General features: G+C 70.3%; 26 protein-coding genes and 3 pseudogenes. 8 read left to right on the top strand and 21 right to left on the bottom strand.

Going from position 1 to position 25,570, the window contains the following annotated elements:
- Window positions 1–8: 8 nt before the first annotated feature.
- Complete coding sequence (locus tag KWI83_RS14990) at window positions 9–1,958, bottom strand: long-chain fatty acid--CoA ligase (protein ID WP_218514868.1); 1,950 nt, start codon at window positions 1,956–1,958, stop codon at window positions 9–11.
- Between the two features lie 266 nt (window positions 1,959–2,224).
- Between KWI83_RS14990 and KWI83_RS14985 the strand changes: the two genes are divergently transcribed.
- The gene (locus KWI83_RS14985; RefSeq protein WP_218514867.1) at window positions 2,225–3,055 is read left to right on the top strand and encodes a MaoC/PaaZ C-terminal domain-containing protein; all 831 of its coding nucleotides are present in this window, start codon (window positions 2,225–2,227) and stop codon (window positions 3,053–3,055) included.
- Here KWI83_RS14985 and KWI83_RS14980 read toward each other — a convergent pair.
- From KWI83_RS14980 to KWI83_RS14930, 11 genes and pseudogenes are all read right to left on the bottom strand, one after another.
- The gene (locus KWI83_RS14980) at window positions 3,038–3,682 is read right to left on the bottom strand and encodes a TetR/AcrR family transcriptional regulator (RefSeq protein ID WP_218514866.1); all 645 of its coding nucleotides are present in this window, start codon (window positions 3,680–3,682) and stop codon (window positions 3,038–3,040) included. The two genes, KWI83_RS14985 and KWI83_RS14980, sit on opposite strands and share 18 nt — an antisense overlap.
- 46 nt (window positions 3,683–3,728) lie before the next feature.
- A complete protein-coding gene (locus KWI83_RS14975) occupies window positions 3,729–5,027 on the bottom strand; it encodes a dicarboxylate/amino acid:cation symporter (RefSeq protein ID WP_218514865.1) in 1,299 nt (432 codons plus the stop codon).
- A gap of 252 nt (window positions 5,028–5,279) precedes the next feature.
- A complete protein-coding gene (locus KWI83_RS14970; protein WP_218514864.1) occupies window positions 5,280–5,579 on the bottom strand; it encodes a DUF4229 domain-containing protein in 300 nt (99 codons plus the stop codon).
- Between the two features lie 96 nt (window positions 5,580–5,675).
- Window positions 5,676–6,200 carry a GNAT family N-acetyltransferase gene (locus KWI83_RS14965; protein WP_218514863.1) on the bottom strand — a complete coding sequence of 175 codons (525 nt, stop codon included), beginning with the start codon at window positions 6,198–6,200 and terminating at the stop codon, window positions 5,676–5,678.
- A gap of 16 nt (window positions 6,201–6,216) precedes the next feature.
- Window positions 6,217–6,864, bottom strand: coding sequence for a UdgX family uracil-DNA binding protein (locus tag KWI83_RS14960; RefSeq protein WP_218514862.1), 648 nt, complete (start codon window positions 6,862–6,864; stop codon window positions 6,217–6,219).
- An 85-nt stretch (window positions 6,865–6,949) separates the two neighbouring features.
- Window positions 6,950–8,113, bottom strand: coding sequence for an aminofutalosine synthase MqnE (gene mqnE, locus KWI83_RS14955; protein WP_218514861.1), 1,164 nt, complete (start codon window positions 8,111–8,113; stop codon window positions 6,950–6,952).
- A gap of 83 nt (window positions 8,114–8,196) precedes the next feature.
- Complete coding sequence (locus KWI83_RS14950; RefSeq protein WP_055707813.1) at window positions 8,197–8,652, bottom strand: Lrp/AsnC family transcriptional regulator; 456 nt, start codon at window positions 8,650–8,652, stop codon at window positions 8,197–8,199.
- Between the two features lie 58 nt (window positions 8,653–8,710).
- The gene (locus KWI83_RS14945) at window positions 8,711–9,349 is read right to left on the bottom strand and encodes a UbiX family flavin prenyltransferase (RefSeq protein ID WP_374106307.1); all 639 of its coding nucleotides are present in this window, start codon (window positions 9,347–9,349) and stop codon (window positions 8,711–8,713) included.
- Between the two features lie 67 nt (window positions 9,350–9,416).
- Window positions 9,417–9,831, bottom strand: a pseudogene (locus KWI83_RS14940) (Uma2 family endonuclease).
- A 47-nt stretch (window positions 9,832–9,878) separates the two neighbouring features.
- Window positions 9,879–10,781 (bottom strand): menaquinone biosynthesis prenyltransferase MqnP, encoded by a 903-nt coding sequence (gene mqnP, locus KWI83_RS14935; RefSeq protein WP_218514859.1) that lies wholly within the window; start codon window positions 10,779–10,781, stop codon window positions 9,879–9,881.
- Window positions 10,778–12,229 carry a menaquinone biosynthesis decarboxylase gene (locus tag KWI83_RS14930; protein ID WP_218514858.1) on the bottom strand — a complete coding sequence of 484 codons (1,452 nt, stop codon included), beginning with the start codon at window positions 12,227–12,229 and terminating at the stop codon, window positions 10,778–10,780. Before KWI83_RS14930 ends, mqnP begins: the two co-directional genes overlap by 4 nt.
- 89 nt (window positions 12,230–12,318) lie before the next feature.
- Here KWI83_RS14930 and KWI83_RS14925 point away from each other — a divergent pair, with 89 nt between their 5' ends.
- Window positions 12,319–12,642 carry a PLD nuclease N-terminal domain-containing protein gene (locus KWI83_RS14925; RefSeq protein ID WP_218514857.1) on the top strand — a complete coding sequence of 108 codons (324 nt, stop codon included), beginning with the start codon at window positions 12,319–12,321 and terminating at the stop codon, window positions 12,640–12,642.
- 21 nt (window positions 12,643–12,663) lie between these two features.
- Here the strand turns inward: KWI83_RS14925 and KWI83_RS14920 are convergent, their stop codons facing one another.
- On the bottom strand, window positions 12,664–13,383 hold the full coding sequence (locus KWI83_RS14920; RefSeq protein ID WP_218514856.1) for a MerR family transcriptional regulator: 720 nt from the start codon (window positions 13,381–13,383) through the stop codon (window positions 12,664–12,666).
- 92 nt (window positions 13,384–13,475) lie between these two features.
- Here KWI83_RS14920 and KWI83_RS14915 point away from each other — a divergent pair, with 92 nt between their 5' ends.
- From KWI83_RS14915 to KWI83_RS14905, 4 genes and pseudogenes are all read left to right on the top strand, one after another.
- Complete coding sequence (locus KWI83_RS14915; protein ID WP_218514855.1) at window positions 13,476–14,933, top strand: hypothetical protein; 1,458 nt, start codon at window positions 13,476–13,478, stop codon at window positions 14,931–14,933.
- A 127-nt stretch (window positions 14,934–15,060) separates the two neighbouring features.
- The gene (locus tag KWI83_RS14910; protein WP_218514854.1) at window positions 15,061–15,522 is read left to right on the top strand and encodes a nucleoside deaminase; all 462 of its coding nucleotides are present in this window, start codon (window positions 15,061–15,063) and stop codon (window positions 15,520–15,522) included.
- Window positions 15,503–15,634, top strand: a pseudogene (locus KWI83_RS38540) (isopenicillin N synthase family oxygenase); the annotation flags it as partial. The gene KWI83_RS14910 and the pseudogene KWI83_RS38540, both read left to right, overlap by 20 nt.
- A 233-nt stretch (window positions 15,635–15,867) precedes the next feature.
- Window positions 15,868–16,023, top strand: a complete 156-nt coding sequence (locus KWI83_RS14905) for a hypothetical protein (protein ID WP_218514853.1) — start codon at window positions 15,868–15,870, stop codon at window positions 16,021–16,023.
- Window positions 16,024–16,092: 69 nt separating this feature from the next.
- Here the strand turns inward: KWI83_RS14905 and KWI83_RS14900 are convergent, their stop codons facing one another.
- From KWI83_RS14900 to hemL, 8 genes are all read right to left on the bottom strand, one after another.
- The gene (locus KWI83_RS14900; RefSeq protein WP_218514852.1) at window positions 16,093–16,521 is read right to left on the bottom strand and encodes a hypothetical protein; all 429 of its coding nucleotides are present in this window, start codon (window positions 16,519–16,521) and stop codon (window positions 16,093–16,095) included.
- Window positions 16,522–16,604: 83 nt separating this feature from the next.
- Window positions 16,605–17,711, bottom strand: a complete 1,107-nt coding sequence (gene ccsB, locus KWI83_RS14895; RefSeq protein WP_218514851.1) for a c-type cytochrome biogenesis protein CcsB — start codon at window positions 17,709–17,711, stop codon at window positions 16,605–16,607.
- The gene (locus KWI83_RS14890) at window positions 17,708–19,447 is read right to left on the bottom strand and encodes a cytochrome c biogenesis protein ResB (RefSeq protein ID WP_218514850.1); all 1,740 of its coding nucleotides are present in this window, start codon (window positions 19,445–19,447) and stop codon (window positions 17,708–17,710) included. Before KWI83_RS14890 ends, ccsB begins: the two co-directional genes overlap by 4 nt.
- A 3-nt stretch (window positions 19,448–19,450) precedes the next feature.
- Complete coding sequence (locus tag KWI83_RS14885; RefSeq protein ID WP_218514849.1) at window positions 19,451–20,221, bottom strand: cytochrome c biogenesis CcdA family protein; 771 nt, start codon at window positions 20,219–20,221, stop codon at window positions 19,451–19,453.
- A gap of 1 nt (window position 20,222) precedes the next feature.
- A complete protein-coding gene (locus KWI83_RS14880) occupies window positions 20,223–20,828 on the bottom strand; it encodes a TlpA disulfide reductase family protein (RefSeq protein WP_218514848.1) in 606 nt (201 codons plus the stop codon).
- Window positions 20,829–20,894: 66 nt separating this feature from the next.
- A complete protein-coding gene (locus KWI83_RS14875; RefSeq protein WP_218514847.1) occupies window positions 20,895–22,172 on the bottom strand; it encodes a hypothetical protein in 1,278 nt (425 codons plus the stop codon).
- Between the two features lie 286 nt (window positions 22,173–22,458).
- Window positions 22,459–23,139: a histidine phosphatase family protein gene (locus KWI83_RS14870; protein WP_218514846.1), complete on the bottom strand. Its 681-nt coding sequence runs from the start codon at window positions 23,137–23,139 to the stop codon at window positions 22,459–22,461.
- Entirely contained in the window at window positions 23,136–24,452 is a 1,317-nt protein-coding gene (gene hemL, locus KWI83_RS14865) for a glutamate-1-semialdehyde 2,1-aminomutase (RefSeq protein WP_218514845.1), read from the bottom strand. The genes KWI83_RS14870 and hemL overlap by 4 nt, the downstream gene beginning before the upstream one ends.
- A 283-nt stretch (window positions 24,453–24,735) precedes the next feature.
- Here hemL and KWI83_RS14860 point away from each other — a divergent pair, with 283 nt between their 5' ends.
- Both KWI83_RS14860 and KWI83_RS14855 read left to right on the top strand, forming a co-directional pair.
- On the top strand, window positions 24,736–25,350 hold the full coding sequence (locus KWI83_RS14860) for a hypothetical protein (protein WP_218514844.1): 615 nt from the start codon (window positions 24,736–24,738) through the stop codon (window positions 25,348–25,350).
- A gap of 122 nt (window positions 25,351–25,472) precedes the next feature.
- Window positions 25,473–25,570, top strand: a pseudogene (locus KWI83_RS14855) (IS5/IS1182 family transposase); the annotation flags it as partial.

The following is a 25,570-nucleotide window of genomic DNA, read 5'->3' as shown; positions in this document are numbered from 1 at the left end:
GACCTGGCTCACCCCCCGTACATGGCCTCCACCTCCTCGGCGAAGTCCCGCAGGATCACCTCCCGGCGCAGCTTCATCGACGGGGTGAGATGACCGGCCGCCTCCGAGAAGTCGGTGGGCAGGACGGTGAAGCGGCGGATGGACTCGGGGCGGGAGACGAGCTTGTTGGCCTCGTCGACCGCGCGTTGCAGCACCGCCCGCAGCTCGGCGTCGTCGACGAGGAGTTCGGGCGGCACCGGGTGCTTGCCGTTCATCTGCCGCCAGTGGGTGATGCCGTCGACGTCGAGGGTGATCAGGGCGGTGATGTAGGGGCGGCGGTCGCCGAGGACGACGCAGTGGGAGATCAGGGGGTGCGAGCGGAGCCAGTTCTCCAGGGGCGCCGGGGCCACGTTCTTGCCGCCCGCCGTGATCAGGATCTCCTTCTTGCGGCCGGTGATGGTGAGGTAGCCCTCGTCGTCCAGCCGGCCGATGTCGCCCGTCGGGAACCAGCCGTCCGACGACGCCGGGACCACCCCGCCCGCGTGCGGGTCCCAGTAGCCGCGGAAGACCTGGCCCCCTGCGAGCAGGATCTCGCCGTCCGCCGCGATCCGCACCCGCGTGCCGGGCAGCGGCCAGCCGACCGTGCCGAGCCGGGGCTTGAGCGGCGGCGTCACGGTCGCCGCGCCGGTCGTCTCGGACAGCCCGTAACCCTCGTACACGTCGATCCCGGCGCCCGCGTAGAACGCCGCCAGGTCGCGGCCGAGCGGGGAACCGCCGCAGATGACGTAACGGACCCGGCCGCCGAGGGCGTTGCGGATCCTGCGGTAGACCAGCGGGTCGTAGAAGGCGCGGGACGCCTTCAGGGAGGTGCTGGGGCCGGGGCCGGTGCCACTGGCGCGGGCCTCCACGGCCTCGCCGTACCGGCGGGCGACCCTCGCCGCGCGGTCGAACGCCGGTGCCCTGCCGCCCCGTTCCGCGGTGGCGCGGGCGCTGTTGTAGACCTTCTCCAGCATGTACGGGATGGCCAGCAGGAACGTCGGCCGGAAGGCCGCCAGATCGGCCAGCAGGTCCTGCGACTTCAGGCTGGGCGCGTGCCCCAGCCTGACCCGGGCCCGCACGCAGGCCACGGCCACCATCCGGCCGAACACATGGGACAGGGGCAGGAAGAGGAGCGTGGAGGCCTCCTCGCTGGTCCGCGCCTTGAAGACCGGGTAGAGGAGTTCGATCGCGTTGTCGACCTCCGCCAGGAAGTTGCCGTGGGTCAGCGCGCAGCCCTTGGGGCGGCCCGTGGTGCCCGAGGTGTAGACGACGGTGGCGAGGGTGTCCGGGCCCAGCATGCCCCGCCGTACGTCGACTTCCTGGTCCGGCACCGGCTGCCCCAGCTCCGCGAGCCGGTCCACGTGGCCCTTCTCGATGACCCACAGGTGCCGCAGGTCGGGCAGGTGCGGCAGTTCGGGCCCGAGCGCCGCCGCCTGCCCGGCCGTCTCCGTCGCCAGGGCGACCGCACCGGAGTCCTGGAGCATCCAGCGGATCTGGAAGGCGGACGAGGTCGGGTACACCGGGACGGTCACCAGTCCGGCCGCCCAGGCCGCGAAGTCGAGGAGTGTCCACTCGTACGACGTCCGCGCCATGATCGCGATCCGGTCGCCCGGCGCCAGCCCCTCGGCGATCATCCCCTTCGCCACGTCCAGCACCTGCGCGGCGAACTCCGCCGCCGTCACATCCGCCCAACGCCCGTCCCCGGCACGCCGGCTGAGCACCGTCCGGGCGGGCGCCACGGCCGCGTTCTCGAACGGCAGATCGGCCAGCGAGCCGTGCGACACCGGCGGCACCAGCGGCGGTACGGCCGCCTCCCGCACCTCCCCGTCCAGCCGCCCTATCTCGGGCTCGACGAGGACCGGCCCGCCGTCCGGGTCGTAAGCGAGCGATGACTCGGGCGTCTGATGCGGTAAGGGCGATGACGAGTACGAGATGGGCATGGGCAGCTCCTGGGGCCTGCAGCGCGGTACGGCTCTGCTGCATGAAGTACGCGCGGCGCGTACGGAGGCGTTCACCGGCGGTGCGCGCTGGGGCGTCACCGGCGGTCGGGTGGCAGATGGTACGGCTTCCGCGTGGGGAGATTGTGCGGGTTCGAAGAGCTTCCAGCGCTGGGCCTGTGGAGTCCCGGAGGCCTTGCGGCGCTTGGACTTACCTCCGGTAACCTTACTCAGGAGTAAAACCGGGAGGACGGGGTGAGGAAACCGGTATGACCATGGCTGACCACCTCCCGCTCGTCACCGGCGCCCTCCGCTCCCCCTTCAAACGCCCCCGCCCGGACGCCGAGTTCCCCCGCACCCGGCTGGTCCGCTCCGGCGTCCGCGTGGACCTGGCCCGGCTCGCCGCCTACGAGCGGCTCTGCGGCTTCCCCACCGGCGAGGACGGCCTCCCCCTCACCTATCCGCACGTGCTGGCCTTCCCGCTGGCCATGCGGCTGATGAGCGGCCGTGACTTCCCGCTGCCGCTGCTCGGCCTGGTCCACACCTCGATCGACCTCACCCGCCACACCGCCCTGTCGGCCACCGGCGCGTACGAACTCGCCGTGCACATCGCCGGACTGGCCCCGCACCGGCGCGGGACGGAGGCGACGGTGGTGACCGAGGCGCTGGCCGGCGGCGAGGTCGTCTGGGAGTCGCGCAGCACGTATCTGGCCCGGCACCGCACCGACGCCGTACCGCCTGCCGCGCCCCAGGAGCGCAAGCCGCTGCCCGCGGGCACCGAATGGCGGCTCGGCGCCGACATCGGGCGGCGCTACGCCGCCGTCTCCGGCGACCGCAACCCCATCCACCTGCACCCGCTCACCGCCCGCCTGTTCGGCTTCCCGCGCCCGATCGCGCACGGCATGTGGACGGTGGCCCGGTGTCTCGCCGCGCACGGCACGCCCGAGGCGGTGCTGGTCCGGGCGGAGTTCCGGGCGCCGGTGCCACTGCCGGGGACGGTGGAGTACGCCGCGGAGGGCGGGCGTTTCGAACTGCGCCGGGGAGACCGGCTGCACGTCAGCGGGACTGTGCACCCGCTCCCTTCACGCGCCGGGCGGTGACCAGCGCCGCCCGGCCATGAGCCCGCCGAGCCCGGCCCAGGCGAAGTTCATCAGGGTGGCCGCCGCCTGCCGGGCCGTCACGTGCGGGGTGGCGTTGGCCCAGTCGGCGAGCGACTCGGCGGCGCCGACCAGGGCCTCGGCGAGCCCGGCGACCTCGCGCTCGGGCAGGTCGGGGTTCCGGTGGGCCTCGCGGGCGGCCTCGGCGATCAGCTGGGTGACGAAGGCGACGATGTCCGCCCGCATCGCGGTGACCTCGGCGGCGAACGCCTCACCGTGGGTACGCGCCTGGAGGTGCAGCACGGACCAGCCGTCGGGATGCCGTGCGGTGTGCGTGAAGAACGCCAGTAGCCCCTCCCAGAGTTGACGGTCGGCGGGCAGCTCGCGCCGGACACCGGCCCGGACGGCGGCGAACAGCGCCTGGGCCTCCCGGCGGATGCAGGCCGTGAAGAGGTCGTCCTTGGAGTTGAGGTAGAGGTACACCAACGGCTTGGACACGCCCGCGAGTTCGGCGATGTCGTCCATCGACGCCGCGATGTACCCCCGTTGCCCGAAGATCTGTACGGCGGCGTCCAGCATCTGCTGCTCACGGACCGCACGCGGCATCCGCTTGGCCTTCACGACACCCATGCGGCTCAGCGTACGGCCCAGGCGGCAGGCATCCGGACAGTACCGGTCAGGCGGCGACAGCCACCCGCTCCGGCTCCTCCACCGGCGAACCGCCCGCCCTGCCGTACACCTCACGGTCGAGCAGCCCCTCGCGGGCCGACACGATGACCGGTACGAGCGCCTGCCCGGCCACATTCGTGGCGGTGCGGATCATGTCCAGGATCGGGTCGATGGCGAGCAGCAGACCGACGCCCTCCATCGGCAGGCCGAGCGTGGACAGGGTGAGGGTCAGCATGACCGTCGCGCCGGTGAGACCTGCCGTGGCGGCGGAGCCGACCACCGACACGAACGCGATCAGCAGGTGGTCGCCGATCCCGAGCTGGATGTCGAAGATCTGCGCGACGAAGATCGCGGCGATCGCGGGGTAGATCGCGGCGCAGCCGTCCATCTTGGTCGTCGCGCCGAACGGCACCGCGAAGGACGCGTACTCCTTCGGCACACCGAGCCGCTCGGTGACCTTCTGGGTCAGCGGCATCGTGCCGACGGAGGAGCGGGAGACGAAGGCCAGCTGGATCGCGGGCCAGGCGCCCTTGAAGAACTGCAGCGGGTTGGCCTTGGCGACGGTGGCGAGCAGCGCCGGGTAGACCACGAACAGCACGATCGCGCAGCCGACGTAGATGTCGGCGGTGAAGGTGGCGTACTTGCCGATCAGGTCCCAGCCGTAGGTGGCGATCGCGGTGCCGATGAGGCCGACGGTGCCGAGCGGGGCGAGCCGGATGACCCACCACAGGGCCTTCTGCAGGAGTTCGAGGACGGACTCGCTCAGGGTGAGGATCGGCTGGGCCTTCTCGCCGAGCTGGAGGGCGGCGATCCCGGCGACGGCGGCCATGAAGACGATCTGCAGCACGTTCAGCTCGGTGAACGGCGTGATCACATCGGTCGGCACGATGCCGGTCAGGAAGTCGAGCCAGGAGCCGGTCTTCTCGGGCAGCTCACCGTCCCTGGGGGTGAGGCCGGTGCCGGCGCCGGGATGGGTGACCAGGCCGATGACGAGGCCGATGGCCACCGCGATCAGCGAGGTGATCATGAACCAGAGGAGGGTGCGGGACGCCAGGCGGGCCGCGTTGTTGACCTTCCGCAGGTTGGTGATCGAGACCAGGATCGCGAAGAAGACGAGCGGGGCGACGGCGAGCTTCAGCAGGCCTATGAAGGTGTCGCCGACCTTCTCCAGCGCCGTGACGAGCCAGGACACGTCCTGGCTCCTGGCTGTCCAGCCGAGCAGGACGCCGAGGACGAGGCCGAGGAGTATCTGGGCCCAGAAGGGCGCCTTGAGGGGCAGCTTGACGGGGTTCGTGTGCGTGGACACGGAAGGGCTCCGGTAAGGGGTGCGCGAGGGGTCGCGAGGGCTGACGTCAGGACGGGTCGCGGGATGTCAGAGGCGACAGATCGCCGACGCGCACCAGCAGAGGTCCACATGCAGACGCGCCACGAGCAGCGGGCTCTTGGGCATGCTCCCGGGCATGACGGGCACGGCTGCTGACATCATGCCTGAGACCTTAACACCGGAGCTTTGAGAACCCCAAAGCCTCACTTTGAGAGGCGCACAGGACAGACAGCCTTAGGAAGCCTGACCCTGCGCGCGCGCCGCGTCGTCCGCCACGTCCTCCTGGCTGCGGTTGGCCTCCAAGTTGGCCTTGGCGCGGTCCACCCTCCGCACGATCTGCGCGGACGCCCGGTCCCGCTCCTTGCGCAGCACGACGAAGCTGATCGGCGCGGAGATGACGAGCGCGAGCAGCACGACCCAGATGCCGTTGGAGGCACCGAGCCCGCGCGGGGCGACACCGGAGTAGACGAGCCCCCAGACGACCACGAAGCAGCCCACGAAGATTCCGAGGCGCATCAGCGTGTAGCGGAGCATCTCATCCACTCTTCCGTATCGAACGGCCAGAACTACCCAAAGGGCACCGTCCAGTGAAGCACGCCCGGCAGCCGATCTTGCAGGGGGGTACGGCCGTCAGCTCAGCGGCAGCAGCATGATCACGTCGTCGCGGTCGTCGCCGGGGGCGACCCGGATGGCGCCGGGAATGCGGCCGACTTCCTTGTAGCCGCAGGAACCGTAGAAGCGCTCCAGGCCGAGACCGCCCCGGCATGTGAGCCGTATCGCCTCGATGCCGTCGAAGGTTCGCGCCGCGTCCGCCGCGGCGGCCATCAGGTCCCGGCCGTATCCCTTGCCCTGGTGCCGGGGGTGCACCATCACCGTGTAGAGCCACACCCAGTGGGCCATCAGCCGGTGCGTGTTGAAGGTGAGGAACGCGGTCGCGGCGACCCGGCCGTCCTCGTCGTGTCCGGCGAGCAGCCGGGTGCGTCCCTCGGCCATGGCGACGAGGTGCTTCAGCAACTCGGGGCGGACGGTGTCCCGCGTCACGGGCGGCACGAAGCCGACGGCCCCGTCCGCGTTGGACACGTCCGTCCACAGGTCGAGCAGGCCGTCGCGCAGGGCGGGGTCCACGGCGGGGTCCAGCGTGAAGGTAAGGGACATGTGGGCATCGTACCTATTACGTCAGCACCCTCGCCGCCACTTTCAGATCCGACACCAGCCCCTGGTACGCCGCCTCCCGGTCGTCCGCGCGCAGCACCGACGACGGATGCACGGTCGGCACCAGCCGCTCGCGTCGCCCGTGGATCTCCTCCTCCAGCACGGTGCCCCGCGTCTGCGTCACCCGGAACGACGAGCCCAGCAGCGCCTTGCCCGCGGTGGCACCCAGCACCACGATCAGCTCGGGCTCGACGAGGGCCAGTTCGGCGGCGAGCCACGGACCGCACGCGGTCATCTCCCGCAGGCTGGGTGCCTTGTGGATCCGCCGCTTCCGGGGTTCCGCCCGGGTGAACTTGAAGTGCTTGACGGCGTTGGTGACGTACGCGTCGCCGGGGTCGATCCCGGCCTCCGCGAGCGCCCGGTCGAGCAGCTTCCCGGCGGGGCCCACAAAGGGTGCGCCCTGCCGGTCCTCCTGGTCGCCGGGCTGCTCGCCGACGAGCATGACGCGGGCGTCCACAGCACCCGCCCCGAACACCGTCTGCGTGGCGTCCCGGTGCAGCGGGCAGCCCCGGCAGCCGGCGGCGGCCCGGCGCAGTGCGTCGAGGTCCTTCGCCTGCGCCGGGACGAAGGGTTCAGCGGTGTACCGGTCCTCGGGTGCCTTGCTCACGGCCCGCCGAGTACCCACCTGAGGGGCGCGGGGAACCGCGCGGGCCACCCACCACGACCCGCGGGCGAACGACGCCCGGGAGGCCTCACACCCGCATCGGCTGCGGCGCCTCCCGGCGGGCCGGGTCGGGGCCCTCGTACTCCCGGAGGATCTCGTACCGCGTGTTGCGCTCCACCGGCCGGAAACCGGCGTCGCGGATGAGTTCCAGCAGGTCGTCGCGGGTGAGCTTGTTCGGCGTGCCGTAGTTGTCGGCGTCGTGGGTGATCTTGTACTCGACGACCGAGCCGTCCATGTCGTCCGCGCCGTGCTGGAGCGCGAGCTGGGCGGTCTGGACGCCGTGCATCACCCAGAAGACCTTGACGTGCTGGACGTTGTCGAAGAGCAACCGGGAGACGGCGAAGGTCTTCAGGGCCTCCAGCGGGGTCGCCATGGTCGTCCGGGCCTGCAGCCGGTTGCGTACCTTGCCGTCCTTCATGTCGACGAAGTCGTGCTGGTAGCGCAGCGGGATGAAGACCTGGAAGCCGCCGGTCTCGTCCTGCAGTTCCCGCAGGCGCAGGACGTGGTCGACGCGGTGGCGGGGCTCCTCGATGTGGCCGTAGAGCATGGTGCACGGGGTCTTGAGCCCCTTCTCGTGCGCCAGCCGGTGGATGCGGGACCAGTCCTCCCAGTGGGTGCGGTGGTCCACGATGTGCTGCCGGACCTCCCAGTCGAAGATCTCGGCGCCACCGCCGGTGAGGGATTCGAGGCCCGCGTCGATCAGCTCGTCGAGGATCTCGCTCGCGCTCAGCCCGGAGATGGTCTCGAAGTGGTGGATCTCGGTCGCGGTGAAGGCCTTCAGCGAGACGTTCGGCAGGGCGGCCTTCAGCTCGCGCAGCGACCGCGGGTAGTACCGCCACGGCAGGTTGGGGTGCAGCCCGTTGACGATGTGCAGCTCGGTGAGGTTGTCCGCCTCCATCGCCTTGGCGAGCTTGACGGCCTCCTCGATGCGCATGGTGTACGCGTCCTTCTCGCCCGGCTTGCGCTGGAAGGAGCAGTACGCGCAGGAGGCCGTACAGACGTTGGTCATGTTGAGGTGGCGGTTGACGTTGAAGTGGACCACGTCGCCGTTCTTGCGCGTGCGCACCTCGTGGGCGAGGCCGCCGAGCCAGGCCAGGTCGTCCGACTCGTACAGCGCGATGCCGTCCTCGCGGGTCAGGCGGACGCCCGCCCTGACCTTCTCCTCCAGCTCGCGCTTGAGCCCGACGTCCATGCGTGCACCTCTCTCAGACAGACTCCGCCAACCGTACTCCCCCACCCTTCGGGCGGGAGGTGCCCCCATACGGCGCTCCGCGCCTACACCTCTTCCGGCAGCTCACCCACCCGGTTCTCCCACTTGGTGGACAGCACGATGGTGGTACGGGTCCGCGACACGCCCTTGGTCCCGCTCAGCCGCCGGATGATCTTCTCCAGCCCGTCCACGTCGGTCGCCCGCACCTTGAGCATGAACGAGTCGTCACCGGCGATGAACCAGCAGTCCTCGATCTCCGGCAGGTCCCTCAGCCGCTGTGCCACGTCCTCGTGATCGGCGGCGTCGGAGAGTGAGATGCCGATCAGGGCGGTGACGCCGAGGCCGAGCGAGGCGGCGTTCACGGTGGCGCGGTAGCCGGTGATGACGCCGGCCGCCTCCAGCCGGTTGATGCGGTCGGTGACGCTGGGTCCCGACAGGCCGACGAGGCGCCCCAGCTCCGCGTAGGAGGCCCTGCCGTTCTCCCTCAGGGCCTGGATGAGCTGCCTGTCCACGGCGTCCATGCGATCGAAGCCTTCCACTGAAGAGGTCTGACGTGTTCCTGGTGAGTGAAGGTGAGGCTCAGGTGGTGCGCGACCCGCCGCCGAGTTCGCCCGCCCACCGGCGGTAGAGCGTGTGCGGGACGCCGACCGCGTCGAGGACCCGTCCGGCGACGAAGTCGACGAGGTCCTGGATGTGGGTGGCGCCCGCGTAGAAGGCGGGTGAGGCGGGTACGACGGTCGCCCCGGCGTCGTCCAGGGAGACCAGGTGCCGCAGCGTCTGCCCGCCGAGCGGTGCCTCCCGCACGGCGACGACCAGCGGACGCCCCTCCTTCAAGGTGACGCTCGCGGCCCGTTGCAGCAGGTCCTTGGAGAGCCCGAGGGCGACTCCGGCGACGCAGGCGGTCGACGCGGGCACGATCAGCATCCCCTTCGCGGGGTACGACCCCGAGGACGGCCCGGCGGCCAGGTCGCCCGCACTCCAGTGCCGTACGCCGTCGAGATTCACGACGAAGGCGTCCGGCTTGCCGTCGGCCCCCCTGGACAGCCATTCCCGCAGGTCGTCCCGCCAGTGCGCGTCCCGGAAGGACAGCCCGGTCTCATCCAGCAGGGTGAGCCGCGAGGCCCGGCTGACGACGAGGTCGACACTCTCCCCGGCCTCCAGCAGCGCACGCAGCACTGCAGCCGCATACGGCGTACCGGATGCTCCGGACACCCCCACGATCCAAGGCGCGCGCTGCGATTCCCCTGCGTTCACATCTTGAGCGTACCGGTGGCCGAAAAGGTCTTCAGGAACGGTGGGGCGCCTTCGGATCGACGGGAAGGTGCGTGGTGGGGATCGTCAGCTTGCCGAGCGGGGAGTCGATGGTGAGGTCGGGACCGTAGGGGATGGTGTCGCGGCCTCGGTAGCCGTCGGGGCCCGGGTTCCACATCGTGACGGCGTGGCCCCGCAGCGGGTCGAGGATCACGTAGTTGGCGATGGCTCGGGAGGCGTACCAGCGGGGCTTGATCTCGTAGTCACGGCGAACGCTTTCCGGCGACACCACTTCGGCCACGAACTCGATCAGATCAGGGGAGTACAAGCTCCAGATCGGCGGACACCTGCACGATGCTGCCCTCGACAATCTCCGTCAGATAGCCGGGGAACATGCCCTCCAGCTTGCTGAGCTGCGAGTGCAGGCGGTCGATGCCCGAGACGGTCACGGTGGCCTCCCTGAGGGTCCTGCCCTCGATGGTAGGCCGCACCGTAGCTACACGGTCAGGCCCCGAACCAAGAGATCAAACAGCGCGCACCCGAACAGGGCAATGCCGATGAAGCCGTTGACGCTGAAGAACGCCCTGTTGACCCGGGACAGGTCGTGCGGGCGGACGATCGTGTGCTCGTACACGAACGCGCCCGCGACGATCAGCAGGCCGAGCCAGAAGAACGCGCCCGCGTCGGTGGCGAGGGCGTACCAGACGAACAACCCGGTCGTCACGGCGTGGCAGACCCGCGCGCCCCAGATCGCCGCCGGGACGCCGAAGCGGGCCGGGACCGACATGACGCCGATCTCACGGTCGGCCTCGACGTCCTGGCAGGCGTAGATCAGGTCGAAGCCGCCGATCCAGATGCCGACGGCCAGGCCCAGGATCACCGCGTCCCAGGACCAGGCGCCGGTGATCGCGAGCCAGCCGCCGACCGGGCCCATCGCCTGGGCGAGGCCGAGGATGGCCTGGGGGAAGTTCGTGAACCGTTTGCCGTAGGGGTAGACCACCATCGGGATGACGGCGACCGGCGCGAGGGCCAGGCACAGGGGGTTGAGCAGGGCCGCCGCGCCCAGGAAGACCACCAGGGCGATCAGGGCGCCGGTCCAGGCGTGTCGTACCGACATCGCGCCCGTGACCAGCTCGCGGTGGGCCGTGCGGGGGTTCCTCGCGTCGATCTCGCGGTCGATGATCCGGTTGACGGCCATGGCGAACGTGCGCAGGCCGACCATGCAGATCGTGACCAGCAGCAGACGGCCCCAGTGGATGTTCCGGTCCCACTGGAACATCGCCGTGAGGGAGGCGATGTAGGCGAAGGGCAGGGCGAAGACCGAGTGCTCGATCATCACCAGGCGGAGGAAGGCCCTGGCACGGCCCGGCTGCGGAATCGCGGCAGAAGCGGAACTCACAGGCCGTACTCCCTCCAGCGGCGGTCCACCATGGCCGCCGTCTTCGGATCGGACTCCACCATGTCGGGCCAGCCCCCGTCCCGCGTGTAGCCCTCCTCGGGCCACTTCTTCGTCGCGTCGATGCCCGCCTTGCCGCCCCAGAACTGCTGGTAGGACGCGTGGTCCAGATGATCGACCGGGCCTTCGACGACCGTCAGGTCGCGGGCGTAGTCCGTGTTGCCGAGGGCGCGCCAGGCGACCTCGTGCAGGTCGTGCACGTCGCAGTCGGCGTCGACCACCACGATCAGCTTGGTCAGGGACATCATGTGCGCGCCCCAGATCGCGTGCATCACCTTCTGCGCGTGCTTGGGGTACTTCTTGTCGATCGCGACGATCGCGCAGTTGTGGAAACCGCCGGCCTCGGGCAGGTGGTAGTCCACGATGTCCGGCACGATGATCTTCAGCAGGGGGAGGAAGAACCGCTCGGTCGCCCGGCCGAGGGGTCCGTCCTCCGTCGGGGGGCGCCCCACGACGATCGACTGGAGCAGCGGCCGCTTCCGCATGGTCACGCAGTCGATCCTCAGCGCGGGGAAGGGCTCCTGCGGTGTGTAGAAGCCGGTGTGGTCGCCGAACGGCCCCTCGGGGAGCATCTCGCCGGGCTCCAGCCAGCCCTCGATGACGACCTCCGCCTGCGCGGGCACCTGCAGGGGCACCGTCTTGCAGTCGACCATCTCGATCCGCCTGCCCGCGATGAACCCGGCGAACAGGTACTCGTCGATGTCTCCCGGGAGCGGCGCGGTGGAGGCGTACGTCACGGCGGGCGGGCAGCCGAAGGCGATCGCGACCGGCAGCCGCTCCCCGCGCCGGGCCGCCACCTGGTAGTGGTTGCGGCTGTCCTTGTGGATCTGCCAGTGCATGCCGATGGTGCGCCTGTCGTGGCGCTGGAGGCGGTACAGGCCGAGGTTGCGGACGCCCGTCTCCGGGTGCTTGGTGTGGGTCAGGCCCAGGTTGAAGAAGGAGCCGCCGTCCTTGGGCCAGGTGAACAGCGCGGGGAGCTGCTCCAGGTCGACGTCGTCGCCGTGCAGGACGACCTCCTGCACCGGGGCGTCCTTCACCTTCTTCGGCGGTACGTGCGTCATCGCGCCGAGCTTCCCGAAGGCCTCGCGCACCCCGACGAACCCGTGCGGCAGCTCGGGCTTCAGCAGCCCGCCGATCTTGTCGGAGATCTCGCCGTACGACTTCAGCCCGAGCGCCTTGAGCAGCCGCCGGTCGGTCCCGAACACGTTCATGGCGAGGGGCATCGACGACCCCTTCACCTTCTCGAAGAGCAGCGCGGGCCCGCCCGCCTTCTGCACCCGGTCGACGATCTCCCCGACCTCCAGATACGGATCGACCTCCACCTTGATGCGCTTCAGGTCCCCCTCGCGCTCCAGTGCCCTGAGCAGGGAGCGAAGATCGTCGTAAGCCATGGGGTCAAGTATCCCCGAGGGGCTACCCTGGCCCCGTCACGGGGGCCGCGCGCGCGGCTTCCGACCGTCGTTCCACGAGGTGACCGCCGATGCTCCGGATCCTGATGTTCGTCGTACCACTGGCGTTGAGCGTGTACGCCTTCATCGACTGCATCAGCACCGACGAGAAGGACATCCGGCACATGCCGAAGCCGCTGTGGGCGATCCTGGTGCTCCTGTTCCCCCTCGTCGGCTCGATCTCCTGGCTGATCGCGGGCAAGCAGCGCCGCCCGGCCGGGCCCGCCGGTCACCGTCGGCAGTGGGTCGCGCCGGACGACAACCCGGAGTTCCTCAGGTCGCTGTCCGAGGAGGAGCAGGACAAGAGGGACGAGAAGGAAAAGAAGAAGGACGGCGACGACAACACAGCACCCTGAGCACGCTCGCGCCCACCCCGATCAGGGCCGCCGCTCGATGACGCTGCCCAGGTACCCGTGCAAGGCCCCCGCCCCCGCGAGCATCGCGCGCGTACGGGCGTTCAGGGCCTCCCCCCGGTCGGTGATCGCCGTCCGCAGCGCCTCCGTACCGCCCTCGCGGCGTACGTCGTCCAGCACCGGCCGGATCTGGTCCAGGAGGTAGTGGCTGCGGCGCAGGGTGTGGATCAGGCGGGCGTCCCGCACGTCCTCGGGGCCGTAGACGCGGTACGCCGTCCCGCGCTCCCGGCGTGGCGACAGCAGGCCCGCCGCCTCCCACACCCGAAGCGCTGAGGGCCGTACGCCGAGCAGCGCGGCCGCCTCGCCGACGCGCAGCCCGGAGCGGGGCAGCGGCTCCGGGGGGCGACCGGCGAGGGTCTGAAGGGCCTCGCCCGTCGCCCGCAACCGCTCCCGCTCCTCGTGCAGCGCGGCATGCGTGGCGTCCACCAGCGCCAGCGCGCCCGGTACGTCACCGTCGTGCACGGTCCGCATGATCCGGGCCGCCGTCGTCGGGCCGCAGCCGGGCACCAGGGCGCGGAAGGCGAGCAGGGCCCGGCGGTGGGTGTCGGTGAAGGTGCGGTAGCCGGACACCGTGCGGGCGGCGGGCGGAAGGACGCCCGCGTCCTCGTAGTTGCGGATCTGCTGCGTGGAGACGCCGACCAGGCGGGCGAGGTCCACCGGGCGCAACCGGTCGTCGTTCGTCATGGATTTGAAGGTTACGGGACCCAGAAAGCCTACATACCAGGCGAATTGCCACAAAAAGCCCCAACAGGAACTTCAATGACAGACTTTAAGGCATGGCCGACCGCATACACATCAAGGGCGCCCGACTCCACAACCTCAAGAACGTCTCCCTCTCCCTCCCCAAGAACAAGCTCGTCGTGCTGACCGGACTGTCCGGCTCCGGCAAGTCCACGCTCGCGCTCGACACCCTCCACCGGGAGGGCCAGCGGCAGTACATGGAGTCGCTGGGCATGGTCACCGGTCTCGTCAGCCGGCCGTCGGTGGACTCCATCACCGGGCTGTCCCCGTCGATCAGCGTCGACCAGCACCTCACCAACCGCAGCCCCCGCTCCACCGTCGGCACGGTCACCGAGGTCTTCACCTATCTGCGGCTGCTGTGGTCGCGGATCGGGGTACGGCCGTGCCCGGGATGCGGAAAGGGCGTACCACCGTCGTACGAGTCCGAGGCGGCGACGTACGAGGACGAGGGCGACGAGCCTCGTGAGGTCGTGCCGTGCCCGCACTGCGGAACCGGCGTGCCCGGACTCGTGATGGGGTCCTTCTCCTTCAACAAGCCCGCCGGGGCGTGCCCCGGGTGCACCGGGCTCGGGGAGGTGTTCCGGGCGGATGTGCGGCGACTGGTGGACGGGAGCCTCGGGGTGGCCGCCGGTGCCGTGCTCGGCTGGCATCCGAAGGCCACCGAACGGAACCTGCACCTGCTCACGGCCGCCGCCGCGCACTACGGGATCGACTTCGACGTGTCCGTCGCCGTCGACGAACTGGGCATACCGCAGCGGGACTTGCTGCTGTACGGCGTCGAGAGTCCCGGGTTCCGGCGGCACTTCCCCGGCGTGGAGCCGCCCGCGACCGTGACGGCGGGGCGGTTCGAGGGCGTGGTGACAGCGTTGATGCGGCGGTACGCCGAGCGGATCGAGGACACCGAGTACCGGGAGAAGACCGAGCGGCTGATGGTGAAGGAGGAGTGCGGCGCGTGTGCGGGGACGCGGCTGCGGCCGGAGAGCCGGGCCGTCACCGTGCACGGGCTGTCGATCGCCGACGCGGCCCGGCTGCCGCTCGACGAACTCGCCGGGTGGCTCGGCGGGGCGCGGGAGCGGGCCACCGGCGCGGAGTGGCTGTTCGCCGAGCCGGTCGTCGCGGACCTTCAGGAGCGGGTACGGCGGCTCGTCGACGTCGGTGTCGGCTATCTGACCCTCGATCAGGCGACGCCCAGCCTCTCCGCGGGCGAGGCGCAACGGCTGCGGCTCGCCGCGCTGCTCGGCTCCGGACTCACCGGTGTGCTGTACGTCCTCGACGAGCCGACCATCGGGCTGCACTCGTCCGACACCGCGCGGCTCGTCGACGTACTGCGCAGGCTGCGGGACCTGGGGAACACCGTGCTGGTCATCGAGCACAACGAGGACGTGATCGCGGCGTCGGACTGGGTGGTCGAACTGGGCCCGGCGGGTGGGGCGGCGGGCGGCGCGCTGATCGCGGAGGGGCCCCCGGTGCCGGTGGGTGCGCCGGGGGCCTGACGGCGGAAAACGGGTGTCGTGAGGGCGGCCGTGGTGGCGCCGTGGTCACCACCACCCGGCGTCGAGCAAGGTCGCGTCGGGTCGGCCGGACGTTGCCCGGGAGTCGCCGCGCCCGCAGAGTTGACGTATGGATCAGGAACTGGACGAGGCACTGTCACAGGCATGGCTCGCCACCGCCGTCGCCGAGGCCCGTGCCGGGCTCGCCGAGGGTGGCATCCCGATCGGTGCCGCGCTGTACGGCCCCGACGGCGCCCTCCTCGGCCGTGGCCGCAACCGGCGTGTGCAGGACGGCGACCCGTCGGCGCACGCGGAGACGGCGGCCTTCCGGAACGCGGGGCGGCAGCGGTCGTATCGCGGTACGACGATGGTGACGACCCTCTCGCCGTGCTGGTACTGCTCCGGTCTGGTCCGGCAGTTCGGCATCTCCCGGGTGGTGATCGGCGAGGCGGCCACCTTCCACGGCGGGCACGACTGGCTGGCGGAGCACGGTGTGGAGATCGTGCTCGTGGACGATCCCGAGTGCGTGGCGATGATGCGCGCCTTCATCAAGGACAACCCGGCTCTGTGGAATGAGGACATCGGTGAGTGATCCCCGCAGCTCCCGCAACCCCCGTATCCCGACCATCGACCTGCGGCCCTGGCGGTCCGGCGCCCCCGAGGCCCGCGCCCGTATCGCCCGAACCGTCGACGAGGCCCTCCGGATCACGCGGCACCCGGGCCGTCTTCGGCTGGCCGCTCGCCCACCCCGCCGAGTCCGACCTCCTGACGGGCTCCGGCTACGCCCGGCTGACCGCCTCTGTCGAGGCCCTGGACCCGGTCCTCCTCCGTGAACTGGCCGACGACGAACTCGACCCCGCCCTGGCCCGTCAGCTGACCGCCTACCGCCGCTTCATGGGCCAGGGGGCCGGATCTCCCGCTCGGCGTCGCCCTTCTGATGATCACCTGCTGGCGGCAGATCTACGGCCTGACCTGCATGGCCGTCTACAGCCACTTCGCCACCGCGTTCGACGACCACCTGCCCCTGTTCCCTCGCATGCTCGACGAACTCCTCGCCCTGCTGGGCGAAACGCGAGGCCCGAGCGAGGGGTGACAGCCCCGGAAAGGCGGAGCCGCCGCCGCTCGCTGCGCGGCCTCGCACAGCCCCTCGTGGAGGTGGAAGTCACGCCTGTCGCCGGCCGTCGCTCTGAGGGCCTTTCCCCAGTACGTCGATCAGCCGTTCGAAACGGGCCCGCCAGCGGTGCTCCGACTCCCGTTCCCCCTCGAACTCGTGCGTGAACCGCAGCGCGCTGCCCTGCTCCCCGTCCCGCTCCAGATGGAACCGGATGCGGCCACCGCCCTCCACCGTGTACTCGGCGACCCGGTCGACGTCCCAGGCGGTGATCCGCCCCGAGCCGATGTCACGCAGGGTGACCGCGCCGCCGAGGTGGGGTTCGAGCACGTCCGCCGGGGTGAACCAGGTCGCGAGCCCCGCGGCGGTGGCCACCGAGGGCCAGACCTGTTCCATGGGGCGCGGGAGCCGCACCAGGAAGTGCAGGATGTGCGTGTTCCCGTGGGTCTGGCTGGTGCCCTGCTCGATGGAACCGGTCATGACACCAGTGTCTCCGACCGGCCGAGCGCTCTCATGTGGAGCGGACAGTCGGGGAAACCGGCCCCTTCCACGTGCCGCCGGGCTCAGAACCCGACGGACTGGAGGGCGCTCAGCCCCACGTCGGCGTAGGAGTGCTTGCCGGAGACGAAGATGTTCACGCCGTAGTAGTTGAACAGCCAGCAACCGAACGCGATCAGCGCCAGGTACGCGGCCTTGCGGCCCTTCCAGCCGGCCGTGGCGCGGGCGTGCAGGTAGCCGGCGTAGGCGACCCAGGTGATGAACGACCAGGTCTCCTTGGGGTCCCAGCCCCAGTAGCGGCCCCACGCGTCGCCCGCCCAGATCGCGCCCGCGATGATCGTGAACGTCCACAGCGGGAAGACGGCGGCGTTGACCCGGTAGGAGAACTTGTCGAGGGAGGCCGCGGCGGGCAGCCGCTCCAGCACGGAGGTCGCGAAGCGCCCGGGCTTGCCGCCGCCCGCGAGCTTGTTCTCGTAGGAGTCGCGGAAGAGGTAGAGCAGCGTCGAGACCGCGCCGACGTAGAAGACGGCACCGCACAGGATCGCGGTGGAGACGTGGATGTACAGCCAGTACGAGTGCAGGGCGGGAACCAACTGGTCGCTGGCGGTGTACAAGACAGTGACGGCCAGGCCGAGATCGAGGAGGACCGACGTGACCAGGGGGAGGCCGAGCCAGCGGATGTTCTTCCTCAGCACGAGCAGCGTGAGGTACACACCGACGGCGACAGTGGAGAAGGTGATGTTGAACTCGTACATGTTGCCCCACGGCGCCCGCTGCACCGACAGGGCCCGAGCGAGCACACCGCCGAACTCGATGAGGAACGCGAGCACGGTGAGGGACACGGCGATACGCCCGTAGAGGTCGCCCTTCTCGTCCCCGCCGTGCGCCCCGGGCCCGTCGGGTACGTCCCGGCTGCCCGCCGCGGCCCGGACGACGACCTTCGGCCGCTCCAGTACGGCGGTCCCACCGGCGTTCTTCACCGTGACGGCGGGTACCTCGGCCTTCTTCGTCGTGGTGAGCGCGGCGGCGGTGCGGCCGACCTTGCTGCGGCTGCCGAAGGTCCATTCGGCGATGTAGGCGAAGAAGGCCAGGGTGTAGACGGCCATCGCGGAGTAGATCAGCGTGTTGCTGAGGTCCGCGAGGTGTTCGTTGGTGGCGGCGGCGAGAGTCACTGCTCAGCCCCTTCGGCAGGTACAGCGGGGTCGGTTGTGTCGGGTTCGTGGTCGGGGTCGGGCGCGCCCGGCGCCTTCTCGTACAGCGTCCCGGCCAGGTCGCCCAGCTCCTCCGGCACCTTCGCGGACTCGCTGCGGCCGAGCCCGGCCATCTCCACGACGGTGACGCCGTCGGCGCCCCGCACGGCGCGCACCCACACGCGGCGGCGCTGGACGAACAGGGAGGCGGCCAGGCCCAGGATCGCGGCGACGGCTCCGGTGAGCGCCCAGCCGCTGCCGGGCTGCTGGGTGATCTGGAAGCCGGCCCACTCCTTGACGCCGTCGAAGGTGACCGAGCCGGCCCCGTTCGGCAGCGTCATGGTCTCGCCGACCGCCAGCCGCTTCTTGAACAGCTCGCCCTTGGAGTCCTTGAACTCCTTCAGGTTCTTCTTGTTCAGCTGGTACACGCTCTGCGGGATACCGGAGTCGACCCCCAGGTCGCCGTGGTACGCCGACAGCGCGAGCGCCGGGTTCAGCAGCGCCGGGAACTGGGAGAGCATCGTGCCGTGGCCCTCACCGGCGAAGGACGGCACGAAGAAGGCGTTGAATCCGAGCTGCTCCCGCTCGCCCCGGGCGTTGCGGTAGCCGTCCATCACCTTGATCGCGCCGGAGGAGGTGACATTGGCGTCCAGCGGCAGCAGGGGCACGGCCGCCTTGTCCATCACGACGTTGCCCTTGGCGTCCCGGACGGTGACGATCGGGGCGTAGCCGTGGCTGACCAGGTAGACCTTCGAGCCGCCGATCTCCAGCGGCTCGTTGACCTTGATGGTGGCGTTCCGCTCCCTGCCGTAGGCGCCGACGCTGTAGGTGACGGCGGCCTGGAAGGTGCGCGGGGTGCCCCGGTTGGGGCCGGTGGCCTCGTAGGTGCCGTGGAAGTCCTTCAGGGTGAAGCTGAACGGGTCCAGGTCGTCCTGCGTGAAGAGGTTGCCGGACTTGAAGTCGTCGTACTGCGTGAGGGTGTTGGCGAAACCGTCGCCCTCCAGGACCAGCTTGTTGCCCTCGGACTTGAACAACTGGCCCCAGGCGAAGGCGATCAGCATCACGATCAGCGCGAGGTGGAAGGCGAGGTTGCCGACCTCCCGCAGATAGCCCTTCTCGGCGGCGACCGCGTCGCCGGAGAGGTGGGCGCGGAAGCGGCGCTTCTTCAGCAGCGCGAGCGCGGCCTCCCGGACCTGCTCGGGCTCGGCCTCGGTGCGCCACGTCGTGTACGCCGGGAGCCGGGTGAGGCGCTTGGGCGCCGCCGGGGGGCGACCGCGCAGCTGGCCGACGAACTGCCAGGTACGCGGGACGATACAGCCGATGAGGGAGACGAACAGCAGGATGTAGATCGCGGAGAACCACACCGAGCTGTAGACGTGGAAGAGGCCGAGCTTGTCGTAGATCGGCGCGAGGGTCTCGTGCCGCTCGCGGAAGTCGGCGACCTGGGTGGCGTCGACGCCGGTCTGCGGGATCAGCGAGCCGGGGATCGCGGCCAGCGACAGCAGCAGGAGCAGCAGCAGCGCGACCCGCATGGAGGTGAGCTGCCGCCAGAACCAGCGGGCCCAGCCGATGACGCCGAGGGCGGGCAGGCCCGGTCCCTCCTCGGCGGGCGCGGTGGACAGCTGGGAGCGGGCCGCGCCGAGGTCGTGGTCCGGGGCCTGGTCAGGAGCCTGGTCAGGAGCCTGGTCCTCAGGAGCGTTCGTCGTCGTCTTGCTCATCGATCAGATCCCCACAGTGAAGCCGTTGGACCAGGTCTGCATCTCCTGCACCAGGCGGTCCCACGCGCCGGTCAGCAGCAGCACACCGGTCGCGATCATCATGACCCCGCCGATGCGCATCACCCAGACATAGTGGCGCTTGACCCAGCCGAAGGCACCGAGGGCCTTGCGGAAGGCGACCGCGGCGAGCACGAAGGGGACGCCGAGGCCGAGGCAGTAGGCGATGGTGAGGAGGGCGCCGCGTCCTGCGCTGGCCTGGTTGGAGGAGAGCGCCAGCACGGAGGCGAGGGTCGGGCCGATGCAGGGCGTCCAGCCGATGCCGAACAGCGCACCCAGCAGCGGGGCGCCGACGAGCCCGGTCGCCGGCCGGGTGTGGAAGCGGAACTCCCGCTGGGTGAGCCAGGGCATCAGCCCCATGAAGAGGACGCCCATGAGGACCATGAGCACGCCGAGCACCTTCGTCAGCGCGCTCTGGTGCTCCAGCAGCGTCGAACCGAAGTAGCCGAACAGCGCCCCGCCGGAGACGAACACGGCGGTGAAGCCGAGGACGAAGAGCGAGGCGCCGGTGACCATCCGCCCCCGCCGGGCCTCGGCCAGATCGGTGCCGGTGACTCCGGTCACATAGGACAGATATCCGGGGACGAGCGGCAGGACGCAGGGGGAGAAGAAGGACACCAGTCCGCCGAGCAGCGCGATCGGCAGGGCGAGCAGCAGGGCCCCGTTGCGCACGGTGTCGTTGAGCCCGGTGGCGGCGAGCTCGGTCACTGCCGTCACGTCACTTCTCCGCGAGGACCGGATCGAGCATCTCGCGCACCTTCTCCTCGCTCAGCGGCTGGAGCGTGCGCGCGGCGATCTTTCCGTCCCGGTCGATGACGAGCGTGGACGGGATGGCCTGCGGGTTGAGGGTGCCCTTCTCGAAGCGGAGCATCAGCTTGCCCGTCGGGTCGTACAGGCTCGGGTAGGTGACGCCGAACTCCTTCTCGAAGGCGAGCGCCGGACCGGTGCTGGTGTCCCGGGTGTTGATGCCGACGAACTGGACGCCCTGGCCCTTGGTGTCCTGGTAGACCGTTTCGAGGTTCTTGGCCTCGGCCCGGCACGGCCCGCACCACGAGCCCCACACGTTGAGGACGACGACCTTGCCCTTGTAGTCGGCGACGTCGAGCTGCTTGCCGTCGATGGTCTTGCCGGACAGGTCGGGCGCGGCGGTCCGCCGGCCCTTCTCGACGGTGTCGATGCCGTCGGCACCGGCGACGAAGTTGGTGTCGCCGCCTCCCCCGGAGGTACCGCCGGAGCCGCACGCGGACAGCAGCAGCGCGGCGATGGCGGCGCCTGAGGTGGCGAGCAGGGCGGTGCGGTTACGGGCGCGGCGGGCGGCACTCATGTGAAAAGTTTCGCATGCCCGTTCTGGGGATCTTGGGCACCCCCCTTGCGGGCGGAAACCCGCATTTCAGGCGGCGTTCCGCGACCCCGCGGTGCTGGTCGAGGGCGCCTTGACGAAGCCCTGCCGGCCACCGGCGGGCGCCTGCCCCACGTCGAGCGTGCGCAGCTGGTCGAGCACCTCCGGCTGCTGCACGTCCAGCCAGTCCACGAACTGCCGGAAGGAGACCAGCCGGACGTCCTCGCCCTTCTCCTTCTCCCGCGCGATGTACTTGAGGGCCTCCTCCACGGCGTCCATGTAGATGCCGCCGTTCCACTGCTCGAAGTGGTTGCCGACGAAGAAGGGGGCGCGGTTTGTCTCGTATGCCCGCTTGAAGCCCTGGATATAGGCCTGCGCGGACTGCTCGCGCCAGCCCGGGTAGTTGTGGGCGGGGGCGTTGGTGGAGTTCACCGATTGGTTGGCGAGCATGTTGTAGTCCATCGAGAGGACCTCGAACGAACGACCGGGGAAAGGTATCTGCTGGAGCGGAAGGTCCCATATGCCCTGCTTTTTCTGCGGCCAGACCTGACGGCCGCCCGGCGAGGAGGCGTCGTAGCGCCAGCCGAGCGCGCGGGCGGTGGGCAGCAGGTTGTCCTGGCCGAGCAGGCAGGGCGTACGGCCGCCGACGAGCTCCTTGCCGTAGTCGAAGGGCAGCGACGGCAGATCGGTCCAGCCGGTGTTGGTCCGCCACTCCTTCACGAACGACGTGGCCTGCTCGATCTCGCTGCGCCACTGCTGCGGCGTCCAGTTGCCGACCGAGCCGCTCCCGGCACAGAAGTGACCGTTGAAGTGGGTGCCTATCTCGTGCCCCTCCAGCCAGGCGCGGCGCACACTGGCCAGCGTGTCCTTGATGTGCGCGTCCGTGAGGTAGCCGATGTCGGAGGCGCCGCGCGGGTTGTTCGGGGGGTCGTAGAGCCGCTTCTTCGACTCGGGCAGCAGATACAGCCCCGAGAGGAAGAAGGTCATGTGCGCCTCGTACTCCTTGGCGAGGTCGAGGAAGCGTGGGAAGAGCCCGTTGCCGACCTCGCCGGCCCCGTCCCAGGAGAAGACCACGAACTGCGGCGGGGTCTGCCCGGGCTCCAGCGGCTCGGGCCTGGCGGGCTGCCTGGGCTGCTTGCCGGTGAAGGCGGTCGAACCGTCACCGATCGGGCGGGCGGTGGGCTTCGGGCTGCCTTCCGGGCTCCGTCCGGAACCTCCGGCGCGGGTCGGCCCGTCCGAGGAAGTGAGGGTTCCGCATCCGGCGAGGCCCAGCGCGGCCGCGGCTCCCACGCCGAGTCCCATCGCTCCCCGTCGACTGATGTGAGTCATGCCATCCCCGTCCGTTGCGCTCTCTGGTGGTCACCCAGTCAGAGGCCACGACGAACGGGGAGGTTCCGGCGATTCACCAGCATTCCGGAACAAATGCAACAAGAGTGCAACAACGCCCCGTAAGGGGCGCGGAGCTGCATCAATGTGCGGCTCCGCCGCGAGGGGGCCCCCTGTTCGAGCGAAGCCGAGAACTTGGGGGAGCGACCAGCCACGAACAGCCCGCGGACGATCGACGGCCCATCGCGGCCCCGCGGCGGAGCCGCATCTCGGCACAGCCCGCGGAGCGCTACGCCCCGAAGGCCTTGCCCTTGCCCTTCACCGGCTTGGCGCCCGCGAGCAGATGGGGCGGGACGAGATCACGGGCGGGCTCGGTGTAGCCGACGGAGACGATCCGGTCGCCCTCGTAGGTGAAGGACGTCAGCGACGCGAGCGTGCACTGCCGGCGGCGCGGGTCGTGCCACAGCCGCCGCCGCTCGACGTACGACCGCACGATCCAGATCGGCAGCTGATGGCTCACCAGCACCGCCTCGTGCCCACGCGCCGCGTCCCTGGCCGCGTCCAGCGCGCCCATCATGCGGATGACCTGCTCGACGTACGGCTCCCCCCACGACGGCCGGAACGGGTTGACCAGATGCCTCCAGTTGCCGGGCCGGCGCAGCGCCCCGTCACCCACGCCGAAGGCCTTGCCCTGGAAGACGTTCTCGGCCTCGATCAGCCGCGTGTCGGTCGCCAGGTCCAGCCCGTGCGCCTTGGCGATCGGCATCGCCGTCTGCTGCGCCCGCTCCAGCGGGGACGCGGCGACGTAGGTGATGTCCCGGGAGGCGAGATGCTCGGCGACCCGGTCGGCCATCTGCCGCCCGAGCTCGGACAGGTGGTAGCCGGGCAGCCGCCCGTACAGGATCCCGTCCGGGTTGGCGACCTCGCCGTGCCGCATCAGGTGGACGACGGTGATGTCCCGCGCGCTCATGCCGTGGCCTCCGCCGCCGCGCGGGCCGCCGCCGGGAGGGCGTCGGCGATCCGCTGCACCGCGCGCTCGTCGTGCGCGGTGGACACGAACCAGGACTCGAAGGCCGACGGCGGCAGATAGACGCCGTTCGCCAGCATGGCGTGGAAGAAGGCGGTGAAGCGGTACGACGCCTGCGCCTTGGCGTCCTCGTAGTCGCGCACGGCGCGGTCGGTGAAGAACACCGAGAACATGTTGGAGGCGTTCTGCACGGTGTGCGCGACGCCCTCCTTGGCGAGCGCCTCGCCGACCAGCGCCTGGATCTGCTGCGACACCTCGTTGACCTTGGTGTACGCCGCGTCGTCGAGCAGCCGCAGCTGGGCGAGGCCGGCGGCGGTGGCGATCGGGTTCCCGGAGAGGGTGCCGGCCTGGTAGACGGGACCGGCCGGGGCGAGGTGCGCCATGACGTCCGCGCGCCCACCGAAGGCGGCGGCGGGGAAGCCTCCGCCCATCACCTTGCCGAAGGTCATCAGGTCGGGCACGACGCCGTCGACGCCGTACCACCCGGAGCGGCTGGTGCGGAAGCCGGTCATGACCTCGTCGGAGATGAACAGGGCCCCGTTCTGCGCACACGCGTCCTTGAGCCCCTGATTGAAGCCCGGCAGCGGCGGTACGACGCCCATGTTCCCCGGCGACGCCTCGGTGATCACGCAGGCGATCTCGCCGGGGTGGGCGTGGAAGGCGGCGTGCACCGCTTCGAGGTCGTTGTACGGCAGGACGATGGTGTCGCCGGCCTGGGCGCCGGTGACGCCCGGCGTGTCCGGCAGCGCGAAGGTCGCCACGCCACTGCCCGCGGCGGCGAGCAGGGCGTCGACATGCCCGTGGTAGCACCCGGCGAACTTGATCACCTTGGACCGCCCGGTGAACCCGCGGGCGAGCCGGATGGCGGACATCGTCGCCTCGGTGCCGCTGGACACCAGCCGCACCTGCTCCACCGGCCCGACCCGCCCGACGATCTCCTCGGCGAGCGCCACCTCACCCTCGCCGGGCGTCCCGAAGGACGTACCGCGCGCGACCGCCTCCTGGACGGCGGCGATCACCTCCGGGTGGGAGTGCCCGAGGATCATGGGCCCCCAGGAACACACGAGGTCGACGTACTCCCGCCCGTCCGCGTCCGTCAGATACGGCCCGCTGCCGGACACCATGAACCGGGGCGTACCGCCCACGGCGCGGAAGGCACGCACCGGGGAGTTGACGCCGCCGGGCGTGACGGCGGCCGCACGGTCGAATAGAGCCTGCGAGACGGGCGCTTCGTACGAATAGGGCAGTTCGCTCATGACGTGCGACTTCTCCGACTTCTCGGACTTCCGGTTGCCAGTGACCTCCTCAGGGTAGGCCGCGGCACCCCGTGATCGATCCTCCTCCACCCCCGCTCCGTCTGCGAAACTGAGACCTGATACACACAGCTCTTGCGGGGCATGGTGTTCAGGGACTGCGAAGATCCTGCGGACAGGTGTTTCACCGCACGTTTCGGCGCGCGGCCGTGGGGGAGGTCACTGACACGATGATCGGGTTGCGCGGCGGGGGCCACGCGTCCTAGAAAAGCAGTCGGGTGGAGATATGCATCGCGGTGGCGGACTGGGCGAGGGGACTGATGACCTGGGTCCTCGACGCGCCCGGCGGGGAAGGCACCGGCGCGACGCGGAGGAGTCGACCGAAGCACGTCAGACACAGGGTGTGCCGAGTGAGCCCGAGCGGGTCGACCGACTCCGGGCGGGGAGCAGGAATGGTGGTCGGGTGGGGGTGACGTACAAGTACTTCGGCGCGCCGGACGGTGCTACGGCGGCCCGCGTCCCGATCTCGATGCGCCCCGAGGAACTCGGCGGCGACGAACTCGGCATGAACGGCATGTTCACCAAGATCAAGCCGGAGACGATGGCCGCGATGGTGCTGACGGGCATCGAAGGGGTCCCCCTCCACAAGGTCCCGCCCCTCGAACTGGTCGTCCTGCACCCCGACTACGCGGTGGTGAAGCTCCCCATGACCGTCGTCGACCCCCTGCGCGGCATCGGCGAGGAGGCGGTGGGCGCGGCGGCCTTCATCTGGTCGACGGTCCCGGACCGGGGCGGGCCGCGGGATGCGTTCAATGTGTACCAGTTGCTGCACGAGTGGCAGGACTTCTCGAAGCGGCTTCATGAGGCGGGGCATCAGCCGTATTGCTTGGTGTGGCCCTGAGCTGGGGTTTCGTGGGATTCGGGCGGGGTCTTCGGGCCTCGCCCTTTTTAGGGGTCCTTTCAGAAAGATCTTGTTGTGGCACGGTGGAGTTGTACGTGATCCCGTGCTGTGTGGGGGTGGCCATGTCGCGGCGGAAGCCGTGGGAGGTCAGTGACGAGTTGTGGGCGGTCATCGAGCCGCTGCTGCCAAGCATGAGCGGCGCTTCAGGTATCCGGGCCGC

Source organism: Streptomyces sp. TRM70350 (assembly GCF_019219825.1).
Lineage (GTDB): Bacteria > Actinomycetota > Actinomycetes > Streptomycetales > Streptomycetaceae > Streptomyces.
This window is presented reverse-complemented; position numbering and strand designations above follow the sequence as displayed.

Coding starts and splice junctions, on each gene's coding strand:
- KWI83_RS14990 (WP_218514868.1), bottom strand. CDS start 1,958: ATGCCCATCTCGTACTCGTCATCGCCCTTACCGCATCAGACGCCCGAG.
- KWI83_RS14985 (WP_218514867.1), top strand. CDS start 2,225: ATGACCATGGCTGACCACCTCCCGCTCGTCACCGGCGCCCTCCGCTCC.
- KWI83_RS14980 (WP_218514866.1), bottom strand. CDS start 3,682: ATGGGTGTCGTGAAGGCCAAGCGGATGCCGCGTGCGGTCCGTGAGCAG.
- KWI83_RS14970 (WP_218514864.1), bottom strand. CDS start 5,579: ATGCTCCGCTACACGCTGATGCGCCTCGGAATCTTCGTGGGCTGCTTC.
- KWI83_RS14965 (WP_218514863.1), bottom strand. CDS start 6,200: ATGTCCCTTACCTTCACGCTGGACCCCGCCGTGGACCCCGCCCTGCGC.
- mqnE (WP_218514861.1), bottom strand. CDS start 8,113: ATGGACGTCGGGCTCAAGCGCGAGCTGGAGGAGAAGGTCAGGGCGGGC.
- KWI83_RS14950 (WP_055707813.1), bottom strand. CDS start 8,652: ATGGACGCCGTGGACAGGCAGCTCATCCAGGCCCTGAGGGAGAACGGC.
- KWI83_RS14930 (WP_218514858.1), bottom strand. CDS start 12,229: ATGGCTTACGACGATCTTCGCTCCCTGCTCAGGGCACTGGAGCGCGAG.
- KWI83_RS14925 (WP_218514857.1), top strand. CDS start 12,319: ATGCTCCGGATCCTGATGTTCGTCGTACCACTGGCGTTGAGCGTGTAC.
- KWI83_RS14920 (WP_218514856.1), bottom strand. CDS start 13,383: ATGACGAACGACGACCGGTTGCGCCCGGTGGACCTCGCCCGCCTGGTC.
- KWI83_RS14915 (WP_218514855.1), top strand. CDS start 13,476: ATGGCCGACCGCATACACATCAAGGGCGCCCGACTCCACAACCTCAAG.
- KWI83_RS14910 (WP_218514854.1), top strand. CDS start 15,061: ATGGATCAGGAACTGGACGAGGCACTGTCACAGGCATGGCTCGCCACC.
- KWI83_RS14905 (WP_218514853.1), top strand. CDS start 15,868: ATGATCACCTGCTGGCGGCAGATCTACGGCCTGACCTGCATGGCCGTC.
- KWI83_RS14900 (WP_218514852.1), bottom strand. CDS start 16,521: ATGACCGGTTCCATCGAGCAGGGCACCAGCCAGACCCACGGGAACACG.
- KWI83_RS14890 (WP_218514850.1), bottom strand. CDS start 19,447: ATGAGCAAGACGACGACGAACGCTCCTGAGGACCAGGCTCCTGACCAG.
- KWI83_RS14880 (WP_218514848.1), bottom strand. CDS start 20,828: ATGAGTGCCGCCCGCCGCGCCCGTAACCGCACCGCCCTGCTCGCCACC.
- KWI83_RS14875 (WP_218514847.1), bottom strand. CDS start 22,172: ATGACTCACATCAGTCGACGGGGAGCGATGGGACTCGGCGTGGGAGCC.
- KWI83_RS14870 (WP_218514846.1), bottom strand. CDS start 23,139: ATGAGCGCGCGGGACATCACCGTCGTCCACCTGATGCGGCACGGCGAG.
- hemL (WP_218514845.1), bottom strand. CDS start 24,452: ATGAGCGAACTGCCCTATTCGTACGAAGCGCCCGTCTCGCAGGCTCTA.
- KWI83_RS14860 (WP_218514844.1), top strand. CDS start 24,736: ATGCATCGCGGTGGCGGACTGGGCGAGGGGACTGATGACCTGGGTCCT.